General features: G+C 63.1%; 6 protein-coding genes. 1 reads left to right on the top strand and 5 read right to left on the bottom strand.

Annotation, left to right across the window (positions count from 1 at the left end; genetic code table 11):
- Positions 1-31 precede the first annotated feature (31 nt).
- Entirely contained in the window at positions 32-526 is a 495-nt protein-coding gene (locus AC3ITW_RS15890; RefSeq protein ID WP_006381700.1) for a VOC family protein, read from the bottom strand.
- 317 nt (positions 527-843) lie between these two features.
- On the opposite strand from AC3ITW_RS15890, the gene AC3ITW_RS15885 reads away from it, so the two are divergent.
- Positions 844-3867 (top strand): TonB-dependent receptor, encoded by a 3024-nt coding sequence (locus AC3ITW_RS15885; protein ID WP_032971886.1) that lies wholly within the window; start codon positions 844-846, stop codon positions 3865-3867.
- A 139-nt stretch (positions 3868-4006) separates the two neighbouring features.
- Here AC3ITW_RS15885 and AC3ITW_RS15880 read toward each other — a convergent pair whose 3' ends face one another.
- The 4 genes from AC3ITW_RS15880 to AC3ITW_RS15865 all read right to left on the bottom strand — a co-directional run bounded on the left by AC3ITW_RS15880 (position 4007) and on the right by AC3ITW_RS15865 (position 13588).
- Positions 4007-6013 (bottom strand): M13 family metallopeptidase, encoded by a 2007-nt coding sequence (locus AC3ITW_RS15880; RefSeq protein WP_012511740.1) that lies wholly within the window; start codon positions 6011-6013, stop codon positions 4007-4009.
- A gap of 203 nt (positions 6014-6216) precedes the next feature.
- Complete coding sequence (locus AC3ITW_RS15875) at positions 6217-8319, bottom strand: M13 family metallopeptidase (protein WP_100435066.1); 2103 nt, start codon at positions 8317-8319, stop codon at positions 6217-6219.
- 170 nt (positions 8320-8489) lie between these two features.
- Positions 8490-10520, bottom strand: a complete 2031-nt coding sequence (locus AC3ITW_RS15870; protein WP_006381693.1) for an alpha/beta hydrolase family protein — start codon at positions 10518-10520, stop codon at positions 8490-8492.
- 95 nt (positions 10521-10615) lie between these two features.
- The gene (locus AC3ITW_RS15865) at positions 10616-13588 is read right to left on the bottom strand and encodes a TonB-dependent receptor plug domain-containing protein (RefSeq protein ID WP_100435065.1); all 2973 of its coding nucleotides are present in this window, start codon (positions 13586-13588) and stop codon (positions 10616-10618) included.
- Between the last annotated feature and the right edge of the window lie 36 nt (positions 13589-13624).

Below are 13624 nucleotides of genomic sequence, written 5' to 3'. Positions count from 1 at the left end.
CATCTGAGCACAGGGCATGGGGGGAAACGACTTAATCCCCTCCGTCCCCTTTTTTGATTGCCGCTTCGATGGTGGCGATGTCGATCTTCTTCATCGGCATCATTGCGTTGAAGGCGCGCTTGGCCAGTGCCTTGTCCTGGCTGGTCACCGCTTCGATCAGCATGCGTGGGCTGATCTGCCAGGAGATGCCCCAACGGTCCTTGCACCAGCCACATTGGCTCTCCTGTCCGCCGTTGCCGACGATCGCATTCCACAGGCGGTCGGTCTCGGCCTGGTCCTCGGTCTGGATCTGGAAGGAGAACGCTTCGCTGTGCGTGAACGCGGTGCCGCCGTTGAGGCCGACGCAGGGGATGCCGCAGACGGTGAATTCGACGGTCAGCACGTTGCCTTCCTTGCCGTCCGGGTAGTCGCCCGGGGCGTGATGCACGGCGGTCACCGCGCTGTCGGGCAGGAGGCCGGAGTAGAAGGTGGCGGCCTCGAGCGCGCCGTTGTCGTACCAGACACAGATCGTGTTCTTGTGTGCCATGAGCGGCGCTCCGCAGCGGGTGAAGTACCAGCGATAACACGTCTACCGTTAATCCGGCATCTCCTGACACAGGGCGCGTGCGGGCGAGTCAAATAGGACAGAAGTGACCGCAAGTGACTGAAAGGTAAATGAAATATGAGAAATTTTCACTATTGTGTCGAAATTTGTCTTTCAGGATCAAATGGTTACGTTCGTTCATCTGCCATTGCATATGTTTGATTGATGAAATTAAGATCGGGTTCAGCTGTCGTGAAGCCTTCGCCTCGCTGCAGCGCAATTGCCACAGACGCCTGATCTCACTGAATCAAGGAAACTTCATGACCAGCCGCACCAACGTCGCACGGTTGAAGCGCACCGCCCTCGCAGTCGTTCTGACCTCATTCATCGGCGCCGCTGCTGCGCAGAGCACCACCGGCTCGCTGTTCGGCAACGCCCCCGCCGGCGCCACCATTGTCGTGCAGAGCGACTCCGGCCTGACGCGCTCGGCGACCGTCGACAGCAATGGCCGCTACAACCTCGGCTCGTTGCCGGTAGGCAAGTACACGATTACCCAGCAGCGCGATGGCCAGACCGTCGAGCGCCGCGAGAACGTGTTGCTGAGGGTGGGTGGCGGTACTGAAGTGTCGTTTGGCGGCGGCGCGTCCGGAGCCACCACGCTGGGTACGGTGAACGTAGTCGCTGCCAATGTACCGAAGATCGACGTCAGCAATACGGTGTCCAAGTCGGTGGTCACCTCCGAGCAACTGGATGTATTGCCGCTGGGCCGCAGCGCCGAAGCGATCGCGTTGTTGGCGCCAGGCGTGGTCCAGGGCAGTGGCGCCTTCACCAACGGCTCGCGTTCGGTACTGTCATTCGGCGGCTCCAGCGTCACGGAGAATGCGTACTACCTCAACGGTTTCAATGCGTCCAACCCGCTCAACAACCTGGGCGGCGTCAGCCTGCCGTACGGCTCGATCGACCAGCAGGAAACCTACATGGGTGGCTACAGCGCCAGCTATGGCCGATCCACCGGTGGCGTCATCAACCAGCTCGGCAAGCGCGGCACCAATGAATGGCACTTCGGCGTGCAGACGACCTGGTCGCCGGACTCGCTGGCCGCGTCGGCCGCTACTGTGATGTATCCGAACCGCCAGCTGCCCGACCGCTATTCCTATACGGATGACGCGCTGGCCGGCAAGCTGTACCGCTACCGCAAGGATGATGTGGCGACCCGTACCACCTACAGCGGCTATGCCAGTGGCCCGTTGATCGAAGATCGCTTGTTCATCCACCTGGCTGCGGAGAAGGATCGCGTTGAGGGTGTGTCGACCAACAGTGAGGCTGCCTCGCAGCAGGTCCGCAACCACTACACCATCGATTCGCCGAAGTTCTACGGCAAGATCGACTGGAACATCAACGACAGCAATACGCTGGAATACACCCGTGTGCAGAATACCGACCGTGACGGGGGCTACTACCGTTCGTTCGATTACGACGACCTGAGCGAGGGTGATCGCACCGGAACCTTCCCGAACACCACGAAGGTCAAGGACGACTACGACATCTTCAAGTACACCGGCTACCTGACCAACGATCTGACCCTGAGTGCAGTCTGGGGTCGCAGCAAGCAGAGCAATCTGGAGTCCAATCCGGCCAACTCCCTCAATCCCTATCTGAGCAGCCCGGGTACCCAGGATCCGTCCATCACGGGTGGTCGCCCCATCCGCAATGACCAGCCGGAGCTCTACCAGAAGGCCGACGACGCCGGCAGCAAGACGCGCGGCCTCCGGATCGATCTGCAGTATCGCCTTGGCGATCACGAGCTGACTGCCGGTATCGACAACATGTACTACCAGGGGCACAACGAAGGGCAGTCGATGACCGGTCCTGGTTATGCCTGGATCTATGGCCGTGTGGAGCCGGGCGAGTCGCCCAGCCCGGGCTTCGACATCACCCCGCCGCCCGGTGACGGCTACTTCGTGCAGAAGTACATCTTCTCCACCACCACCAGCATGTCGGTGAAGCAGAAAGCCTATTACGTGGAAGACCGCTGGCAGGTCACCCCGAACTGGCTGCTGACCATCGGTGTGCGCAACGACAAGTTCACCAATTACAACAGTGCGGCCGTCGCCTACGTGGAAAGCGGTGACCAGTGGGCCCCGCGCCTGGGCGCGAGCTGGGATGTGTTCGGCGACTCGTCGCTGAAGGTATTCGCCAACCTGGGCCGCTACTATCTGGCACTGCCCAACAGTGTCGCCATCCGTGGTGCTTCGGCGTCCACCTACACCCGCGAGTACTTCGCGTACAGTGGTATCGATGCCAATGGCGTGCCGACCGGCCTGACCGCACTTGGCCCGGGTCCGGTTTCCTCCAACGACGAGTACGGCCAGACGCCGGACCCGCTGTCGGTGGCGCCGACCGACCTGAAATCGCAGTACCAGGATGAGCTGATCCTGGGCTTCGAGAAGACCCTGGGTGAAAGCTGGAACTCAGGTGCTAAGTTCACCTACCGCCGGTTGCAGTCGGCTATCGATGATACGTGTGCATCCGATCGCATCGTCGACAAGCTCGATGCAATGGGTGTGGATAGCAGCAACATGGAAATTCCGGGGTGCGTGATCTTCAACCCGGGCAAGACCAATACCATCATGGTCAAGCACGCCGATGGTTCGGGCTACACCCCGGTACGCATGAGTTCCAGTGACTGGGGCTTCGGCAACAAGAAGGCCAAGCGTGACTACGTCGCGATTGACCTGTTCATCGAGCACCCGTTGAGCAACAAGTGGTATGGCCGCCTGGACTACACCTGGTCGCGCAGCTTCGGCAACACCGAAGGCCAGGTGAAATCGGACATCGGCCAAGACGACGTTTCCAAGACCCAGGACTGGGATGCCGGCACGCTGATGGAGTATGCCGGTGGTTACCTGGCCAATGATCGTCGTCACCAGCTGAAGGGCTACGGCGCGTACATGTTCAACGACGAGTGGTCCGCTTCGGCAACGCTGCGCATCATGTCCGGCATGCCCAAGAGCTGCCTCGGCTACTACGGCACCAACGAAAGCGATCCGGAGCGTTATGGCGCGGCCTACCACTATTGTGCTGGCTCGCCGTCGCGCCCGGGTGATGCTGGCCGCCAGCCGTGGACCACGCGCGTGGATCTGGGCGTGATGTACCGTCCGGCGTTTGCCGACCACAAGCTGGCCATCGGCCTTGATGTGTTCAACGTGCTGAACCAGCGCCGTGCGGTGCAGACCGACGCGGTCTATGAGGATGGTCCGTACACGGTCTCCAACACCTACGGTATGGGCACCTACTTCAGTGCACCGCGTTCGGTCCGGATCAGTGCGTCCTATGACTTCTGATCGCAGCTTCTGATCTACCTCTCCATGAGATGTGAATTGGACCCCGGCAATGCCGGGGTCCTTTTTTTCTCCCAGGGCAGCAAGCAAAGAAAAGGGCGCCCTGGGGGCGCCCCTTCCCGCTACTGCTGTTGCCTATTGATCAGCGCCAGACCTTGATCTGCTCGGCCTCGCTGCGCTGCATCGGCTGGCCGGCCTTGCAGCTGAAGGTGGCACCGAACGCCGGCAGGTTGGCCAGCGTGCCGTTGCTGCGCCACAGGCCCGGTGCACGGATGTCGGCGGTCAGGCGACGCACGGCTTCGTTCGGCGACAGCTGCTGTGCCCACAGCGCCGACCAGGCGCGGAAGAAGCCCTGCTGCTGTGCCTGCTTGGCCTTCGGCTCCTGTGCGAGATAAGCCGCCCAGGCCAGCTCCAGGCCGGCGATGTCGGCCAGGTTCTCTTCCTGGGTGAGCGTGCCGTTGACCTTGGCACCCTTCACGCCCGGGAAATCATAGCTGCCGTACTGCGCGGCCACGCGGTTGCCGAGCAGGGTCCAGGCGGTCTTGTCGGCCGGAGTCCACCAGCTGCGCAGTTCACCCTTGGCGTCGACCAGAGCGCCCTTTGCATCGATCGCGCGGGTCAGCTCGTGGCCGACCAGGCCACCGAAGCTGCCGAACTTGTCGGCGGCGTCGGCCTTGGCGTTGAACACCGGGCCCTGCAGGATCGCGGCGGTGACGATCAGGCGGTTCTGTGCCAGGTCGTAGGCCAGCGACGGCTGCTGCGGCAGCACGTCCCAGCGGCGGTCGGCGTTGCCCTTGCCGATGCGCTTCATTTCCTCGCGATGGCGCCAGGTCGAAGCAATCAGCATGTTGCCGCCGAACGAGCCACGGCCCATCGGCTGCACGCTGTAGTCGAGGTCGCGCAGCGGGGTGCCGATCTCGATCTTCAGCGCGGCCAGCTTGGCCTGTGCTTCGGTCTTGGCCTCGGCGCTCATCCAGCTGCTGTTCTTGACCGCTTCGATCTGCACTTCGCGCACCTTGTCGACGATCCACGCCGCCTGGCGACGGTCTTCGGCCGACAGGTAACGCGCGGCGTACTCGCGACCGACCATCGGGCCAGCGGCCACGTTGATCGCATCGAGCACGTCTTCCCAACGCTGCGGCGGCAGGGTCTCGCCACGCAGCACGCGGCCGCGGAATTCGAACTCGGCGTCGCGGTAGGCCTTGGACAGGTACGGCGCCATCGAGTCGCCCACGCGCCAGCGCAGGTAAGCCTTCCACTGGTCCGGCTTGAGCTTGGTGACCATGCCGTCGAGCTGCTTGAACAGGCCCGGGTCGGCCAGCGAGACCAGGTCGTCATCCACGCCCTGTGCCTTCAGGAAGGCGTCCAGCTGCAGGTTGCGGTAGCGGCTGTTGAGCTCCTTGGTGGAGATCGGTGCGTAGTTGTTGAACGGGTTGTTGATGCCGGCCAGCGACTGCGCATTGCGTGCCAGTTCGGTTTCCAGTGCGATCACCGCCTGCGACTCGGCATCCAGCTTGGCGGCCGGGGTACCGGTCAGCGCCAGGATCTGCTTGACGTAGTTGCGGTAGCGCCCCATCAGGGCCACGGTGTCGGCGTCGGTGCGGGTATAGAACGCCGGATCCGGCAGGCCCATGCCGCCCTGCATGAAGTAGCCGATGTGGCGGTCCAGTGCTTTCAGGTCGACGTCCGGGCCGAAGTTGAATGCCACCGGGATGCCGACCTGGTGCAGTGCGGCGATCGAGGCCGGCACATCCTTGGCCTTCTTGATGGCGTTGATGCGGGTCAACAGCGGTGCGATCGGGTTGGAGCCGTCTGCTTCCACGGCCGCTTCGTCCAGGCCACTGGCCCAGAAATCACCCAGCAGCTTCTGCACGTTGCCCTGCGGCGACTTCATCGCCGCGTCGAGCAGTTCGCGCTGCTGCTGGCGGCTGCGGTCGACCAGCTGGCCCAGTGCGGTGATGGCGCCGGTCTGTGGCACCGGGTTGGCCTTCAGCCAGCCTGCATTGGTGGCGTCATAGAAGTCGCTGCACTGGGCGCTGACAGCCGGGGCGCGCGCGGCCTTTTTCTTGGCGGCGAAGGCATCGTGGGTCGGGACCAGGGTCGCCAGGCTGATGCCCAGGGCGATGGCAAGCGGACGGAAATTGGGCATGTGGAACGAATCCGTGATGGATTGAGGGCGCGCGCACTATAGCAAGCCGTGCATCGACGCGGCATGCAGGCGTCACGCCGTGTTCGCGGGGCACCGGCATCAGTAGATCCAGGCCATTCGTGGATGACATGCAATGCGCCGCCAAAAGCAAAGGCCCGGGAATTCCCGGGCCTCTGCAGGTCTACCTTGGCATCAGCCAGGGCTTACCAGATCACCACCTGCTGTTCGCCGGCGCGGACCATCGGCGAACCGGCCTTGCACTGGAACGCAGCGGCGAAGGTCGGCAGGTTCGACGGCGCACCCATGGCGCGGAACTGCGCCGGGGCGTGCGGATCGGTGGCCAGGCGGACCTTGGCGTTTTCCGGGGTGTACTTGGTGCGCCACACGGTGGCCCAGTTGAAGAAGAAGCGCTGGTCGCGGGTGAAACCGTCGACCTTCGCATCTTCCTTGCCGGCGGTGGCCTTCTGCAGGGCGTCGTAGGCGGTGGCAAGGCCGCCCAGATCGGCGATGTTCTCACCCAGGGTCAGGTGGCCGTTCACCGCCTGGCCGTCGACCTTGTACTGGTCGAACTGCTTGACCAGCTTGCCGGTCAGGCCTTCGAAGTTCTTCTTGTCGGCCGGGGTCCACCAGTCTTCCATGTTGCCGGTCGGCCCGAAGCGCGCACCCTGGTCGTCGTAGCCGTGGGTCATTTCATGGCCGATCACCGCACCGATGCCGCCGTAGTTCAGCGCGTCGTCGGCCTTCGGATCGAAGAACGGCGGCTGCAGGATGGCGGCCGGGAACACGATCTCGTTCTGCAGCGGGTTGTAGTAGGCATTGACCGTCTGCGGGGTCATGCCCCACTCGGTCTTGTCCACCGGCTTGCCGATCTTGGACAGGTTGAACTTGTAGTTGAACTCGCTGGCGGCGCGCACATTGCCCAGGAAGCTGTCGCGCTGGGTCTGCAGGCCCGCCCAGTCACGCCACTTGTCCGGGTAACCGATCTTCGGGGTGAAGGTTTCCCACTTGGCGATGGCCTTGGTCTTGGTTTCCTCGCTCATCCAGCTCAGGCCCTGGATGCGTTCCTTCAGCGAAGCCGCCAGGTTCTTCACCAGCTCTTCCATCTTCGCCTTGGCTTCCGGCGAGAAGGCCACCTTCACGTACAGCTGGCCGAAGGCTTCGCCGGCATCGTTTTCGATGGTGCCCAGCACGCGCTTCCAGCGCGGCTTCTGTTCTTTCTGGCCATTGAGGGTCTTGCCGTAGAACTCGTAGTTCTCCTGCACGAACGCGTCGGCCAGGTACGGCGAAGCGCTGTCCACGGTGTGGAAGCGCAGGTAGGCGCGCCACACCGCCGGATCGGCGTCGCCCAGTGCCTTGCTCACTTCTTCATGGAAGGCCGGCATGGCCAGCGAGAACTTCTCCGGCGCAGCCACGCCCTGCGACTTGAAGAACTCGGTCCAGCTGAAGTTCGGGGTCAGCTTGTCGGCGTCTGCCAGGGTGACCGGGTTGTAGAACAGCTCGACGTTGCGCGACAGCTCGACGCGCGACTTGGAGGCCTTGGCCAGGCGGGTTTCGAACTTGACCACTTCTTCGGCCTGCTTGGCGGCGTCGGCCGCGGCGACGCCGGACAGTTCCAGCACCTTGGCGACGTGCGCCTGGTAGGCCTTCAGCTTGTCCGCGTTCTTGGCATCGGTGTAGTAGGTGGTGTCCGGCAGGCCCAGGCCGCCCTGGCTGGCGTAGGCCATGTTCACGGCCGAGTTCTTGAAGTCGGCTTCGGCGCCGAAGCCGAACAGGATGTTGTCACCCTTGGCGGCGCTGGTGCGCAGGTAGTTGGCGATGGCTGCCTTGTCCTGCAGGCCGTCGATCGCGGTCAGGTCGGCCTTCAGCGGCTCGATGCCCTGCGCATTGATCTTGGCTTCGTCCATGCCGGTGGCCCACAGGTCGCCGACGATCTTCTCGATATGGTTCGGGTTCTTGACCTGCGCCACCTGTTCAGCCAGCTGGTGCTGCACGGCGACCGAACGCTCGTCGAGGATGGTGAAGGCGCCCCAGCTGGTGCGGTCGCCCGGGATTTCATTGGCGGCCAGCCACTTGCTGTTGACGTAGTCGCCGAAGGCGCCGCAGGCATCCTTGGTGGTGTCCAGATCGCTCGGCTGGAAGGCGTTGTAGGCCGGCAGCTTGCTTTCGTCCAGCGTGTAGTTGGTGGCTTCGGTGGTGGCCGGCGTGGAGGCGGTGGCGTCCTTGGCCGGGGTTTCGTTCTTGCCGCAGCCGACCAGCGCGGCCGAAACGGCCAGGGTCAGCAGCACGATCTTGGGAGTACGGGTCACTTGAATGGCCTCCAGGCCGAGTGAGTCAGGGAAGGGCCGCGGGGACGGCCGTGGGCCGAACGATACGCCGCCGGCCTGTCCTGCAAGGGTGTCGAAGGTCATGGCCGGGCGCAAGGGCCAGAACGTGCAAGGGCGCCCGGTCGGGCGCCCTTGCATGGACATTGTTCTGGTTACAGACCGCCGCCGCCGCAGCCCTTGCCAAGATAGTCGTCGATCAACCTGAGCTGGTCGCCCATGATCGCGCGGGTCCAGGCCGGCCCATGCGCATAGTCGGCGATGGCGTGGAACTCGACCGGCTGGCCCGAGCCCTTGGCCTTGTTCACGAACCACTCCGATTGCTCGATGGGGACCGTGCGATCGCGGTCACCGTGGTAGACCATCAACGGGATCTTCATTTCACCGGCCTTGTCCAGCGGGTTCAGGCCGGCCACGGTCGGTGCCTGTGCCTGGCGGAAGAATGGGTTGGTATAGAAGCGCGACCAGATCTTCTTGATGTCCGAGACGCCGGCACCGGCAATCGCGCACTTGTACAGGCCGCTCGGGCGAACCGAGGCAGCAAACGCCGAATAGCCGCCATAGGAGAAGCCGAACATGGCGATGTGGCCGGGCAGGGCGATCTTCTGATCGATCATCCACTGCGCGCCATCGTCCTTGTCGTCCTGCATCTTCTGGCCCCATTCGGCATCACCGGCCATCCACAGCTTGCGGCCCCAGTCAGCCGAGCCGCGGAACTGCGGGCGCAGTACGGCCATGCAGCGCGATGCCATCAGCGGTACCCACATCGAGCCGTCGAAGTCCATGCCATCGCGGGCCCAGGGGCCACCATGCGGGTGCACGACCGCCTTCCAGGGACCGGCGCCACACAGCTCGGTGCTGGGGGTGGTGAGGAAGGCCGGGATGTCCAGGCCGTCGCGGGCCTTGTAGTAGACCAGCTTCGTCTCGCCAAGGGCCGCAGGTTGGATGTCCGGATAGGTCTTGGCCAGCAGAGTCAGCTTGCCGTTGCGCAGCAGGTGGTACTCGGGCGGGTTGGACGGGCCCGACGTGGCCACCAGCACCGTGGACAGATCCGGGGTGTAGTCGACCAACTGGTAGCTGCGGCCTGTGTCGTAGTTTGTGGTGAAGCGCTGTCCGCTGGCGGTGTCGACCATTTCCAGCGGTTGCTGCTGGATGCCCAGGGCCTGGCGAAGGCCTTGGTCCAGCGCCTTCATCCGCGGTGACGTCCACTGAAGGTCATCACCGCGCGGGCCCGCATAGCGGATGCCGAGGATCTCGCCGAACGGAACCGCACCGTTACGGTAGCGGTTGATGCTCATCGAACTGGCATTGAACAGCTTGTGCTCGTAAAGCACTTCCTTCTGCTTGCGCGCGGCGATGTCGTACTCGTAGACGATGGCCTTGTCGCGGCCAACATTGCTGAGCACGAAGGCGATGTTCGGATCATCGGCAAAGCCGATCACCTGGTTGACGTCACGGTTCTTCACGTAGGAACGGAAGTGTTCTTCCCAGGCGCCGCTGGCGGTGGTACGGAACTCGGTGGCGACATAGGCGCCCTTGCCGTCGACGTCCTGGCGAAGACGCGCACGCAGCTCGCTGTTCAGATCGGTGACATAGCCAGCTACGCGTTCTTCAGTCTTCTGGATGCGCTGTGAGCTGAAGTTGCGAACATTGATCTTGTAGACGTCGCCGGAGTTGCTGCCAGAGCCGCTGATCACCAGGATGTGGTCGGGGTCGTTGGGCAGCACATCCAGCACCGTCGCATTGGACAGGGCCTGTTCCAACTCCTCGCTACGGCTGCTGGCGCGTGGCGGGGTGATCGGTTCCTTCCACTGCTTGCCTTCGGTATCGGTGATGAAGAACTTGCTGATGAAGGTCTTGTTGACCCGGTCGGTACGCAGATCGTAAGGCTGCCACAGGGTGACGGCCAGCAGGCCATTCTTGATGAAGCTCACGCTCTGGAACTTCATGCGGCCCGCACCGATGACGGTCGGCTTGGCATCAAGAGCGTCTGTTTTCCATACAAGGATGACACGCTCTTCGCCGTTGGCCTGCAGGCCGGCGATCTGGCTGCCGTCTGGAGAAATGGAAAGGCTGGAAACGGCTGGGAATGCAGCCAGTTGTTCGATGCTGGGAACGGCCGGTTTGGCGTTGACTTGCAGCGGTGTGACCGCGGCCAGGGCCGCGAGCAGTAAGAAGTGCTTCATGCGGGTTCTCACGATGTTCGTGTGGTTGCGGGCTCGTTGAGCTGGGCCCAAACGGCAACCGCCGCCCCGAGGGGCGGCGGTTGTCTCCAGCATTATCAGAACGACTTGGTGATGTTCACGAAGTAGCTGCGACCGAAGTAGTCATAGCCACTGTACAGCGGTGCATTGCCCACCGTGTTGTAGACACCCTGGGAAATGGTCGGCGGCTTGCGGTTGGCGAGGTTGCGCACGCCACCGGTGACCGACCATTTGTCTGCTTCGTACTGCAGCGAGAGGGCCTGCAGGAAGTAGTTCGGTGTGTACAGCTTGTACTCCGAGGTCGCGGGGTCGAACAGACCCGGGTTGCGCTGCTCGTAGTAGGCATAGCTGTCCATCTTGTCGACCCAGTCGATGCCGTAGCGGACGCGCCAGTTCTTCCACTTGTAGTTGAGATCCAGCGACGCGGTGTTGGCCGGGTTGCGGATCATGCCGTTGTAGTCGACTTCTGGATCTGACGGGAACAGACCGGTGGTCTGCTCATAGTAGTGCGTGTACTGCAGGGTGCTGCGGAACTCGCCCGGGCCGATGTCACGCACGTAACGTGCAGTGAAATCGATGCCGCGCACCTTTTCCGTCGACAGGTTGATGAAGCCGTTGGTGACCACGAGGCGGTTGGTTGCCGGATCGCGGTTGACCAAGCGGCACACACCATTCTTGGCGGTGAAGTCGGCAGTGGAGCTTGCATAGCAGTTGCTGAGGATGGCGGCGCCACCGGCATCCTGCACGCCGTTTTCAACCTTGATGTCGAAATAGTCAACGGCGAAGGAGAGGTTGCCGAAGTTGCTGCCGAAGTCCGGCTGCAGCACCATGCCGAAGGTCTTTGCCTTCGAGGTTTCAGCCTTCAGGCCGGACTCGGCGCCACCCTGGGTGATGACCGTGACGCTCTGCAACTGCTGGAAGGCCGGATCCAGGCCCAGCGAGGCGCAGTTCTGGTAGCGCAGCGAGGACGGCTGACGCAGGCCGTACTCGTTGCAGGGGTCACTGGAGCTGTTCAGGAATCCGGAGGTTGCACCCAGGAACTGCTCAAACAGCGCCGGGGCGCGATAGGAGGTGCCATAGGATGCGCGGAACGACACCCACTTCACCGGAGTCCACAGGCCGCCGATCTTGTAGGTCTGGTCGGAACCGTAGGACTTGTAGTCGGTGTAACGGCCAGACAGGTTGACCGTCAGCTCTTCGGCAGCGGTAACGCCGGCCAGCAGCGGCAGTTCCAGTTCGCCATAGGCCTCGAAGACCGAGTCGCTGCCGCGGGTCGGCGTCGAAGAGGTCAGGCTGTACAGCTGGCTGTTGGTCGAGTAGATCGACGGACTGTCGTCGATGCGGGCCTTGCGGTACTCCACACCGAACGCACCGCCGGCCGAGCCGTAGGGCATGTCAAAAAGCGGGCCGTTGACGTTGAAGTTGACCGTCGTTTCCTTGTACAGCGTGTTGCCGGTGACCGGAATGAACACGAAGTCCTTCCAATCCTGCGGCAGCTTGCCACCAATGGTGTTGGTGTTCAGTGCCGGTGCCGCCACGCAGCCGTTGGACTGGTCGCGGCAGACGAAGCCGCCCGCACCGTTGGAGACGACGTCCAGGCTCTGCGTCAGGCGGTCGGTGATGAAGCTCTGGAAGGTGTAATCGGCATCGCTGCGCGAGTGCATGACATTGAAGTCATAGTTCCATTCCGAGCCGAGGCGGCCGCGCAGGCCCGCGTTGAAGCGGAAGAAGTCGATGTTCTGCTTGCTTTGGTCGTTGCCAGCGCCGATGAAGGCTCGCACGCCCAGATTCTTGCCGCCGGTGGTCTCGGTGGGCAGGCCAGCCACGCTGTCGCGCAGGTTGGCCGGGATCAGCGGGCTGCCGACTGCGTAGTCCAGCGAGAGCTGGCGGTAGCCGGTCTGGCTCGACTTGCGCTTGTTGCCCAGGAACTCGTAGTAGAGCTCGGCGTCACCCAGAGCTTCCAGATCGAAGCCGCCTTGGAAGTACAGGGTGTGGGTCTTCGCCGGCGAGATCAGCGACTTGTTCAGCATCGCCGGGTCATAGGTGTCGCGGGTGTTCAGGTCGACGCCTTCGTAGCCGGCCAGGCCGGTAGTGACTGCGGCATTCGGACGCCAGCGGTTGAAGCGGGTACCACTGCCACCTTGGGCGGGAACACCTGCACGGGTGTTGGTGCCAATGGTGTTGATGGTGACGCCGCCTGCGTCCAGCGAGTAGCACTTGGACTTGCCGGTCAGCGGATCGATGTAGTCGCCGCTGCCAAAATAGTCGCCCTTGGACTGATCACGGTAGTTGTCCGTGGCGCAACGGGTCCAGTCACGGTCGCCCAGGGTCAGCTCGTTGCGGGTGTAGTACTCGTACGAACCGGAGAAGTGTGAGCGTGCGCCGGTGGAGCCGAAGATGATCGAGTAGCGACGCTCGTCGCCACCGCCGCCATCAGTGGCGTTGTGCTGGGCCTCGAAGGTGACACCGTCTACCTTCTTCTTGGTGATGATGTTGATCACGCCGGCAACCGCGTCGGAGCCGTAGATCGAAGACGCACCATCCTTCAGGATTTCAATGCGGTCGACAATCGAGTTCGGCAGCACGTTCAGATCGGCCGAGCCAACCGAACCACGTGAGCCTGCCGGAGCGACGCGGCGGCCGTTGAGCAGAATCAGGGTGCGGGTGGGCCCCAGGCCGCGCAGGCCAACGGTGTTGGCACCTGGGCCGCCATCGGTGACGTAGCCGCCGTAGGCGTTGTTGATCTGCGAGGAGCCGGCCGTTACGGCAGTGCTCTGCAGTGCAGCGGTGGTCGAGTTGAAGCCGGCCAGCGTGGTTTCCTCACGCGTCACGACCTGGACCGGGGATACCGAGTTGAACACGTCGCGGCTGATGCGCGAGCCGGTAACGGTCACCGTGTCCAGGTTGGTGGCCTTCGACTTGGCGGCCTCCTCGGCCGTCTGCGTGGAACCCGCGTCCTGGGCGAGCGCTGGAGCGGCTGCGACGAGCAGCACGGCCGAAGCGAGGGCAAAGCTCAGCGGATGCCTGCCGAGCGACTTGCGATTGATCATCTGAAATCCCCTTGAATCCAATGATTGCGTCGTACA

This window comes from Stenotrophomonas sp. KH_052, from assembly GCF_057838755.1.
Note: the sequence above shows the minus strand (reverse complement) of the source record. Positions and strands in the feature narration are given on the sequence as shown.

Coding starts and splice junctions, on each gene's coding strand:
- AC3ITW_RS15870 (WP_006381693.1), bottom strand. CDS start 10,520: ATGAAGCACTTCTTACTGCTCGCGGCCCTGGCCGCGGTCACACCGCTG.
- AC3ITW_RS15865 (WP_100435065.1), bottom strand. CDS start 13,588: ATGATCAATCGCAAGTCGCTCGGCAGGCATCCGCTGAGCTTTGCCCTC.
- AC3ITW_RS15880 (WP_012511740.1), bottom strand. CDS start 6,013: ATGCCCAATTTCCGTCCGCTTGCCATCGCCCTGGGCATCAGCCTGGCG.
- AC3ITW_RS15890 (WP_006381700.1), bottom strand. CDS start 526: ATGGCACACAAGAACACGATCTGTGTCTGGTACGACAACGGCGCGCTC.
- AC3ITW_RS15885 (WP_032971886.1), top strand. CDS start 844: ATGACCAGCCGCACCAACGTCGCACGGTTGAAGCGCACCGCCCTCGCA.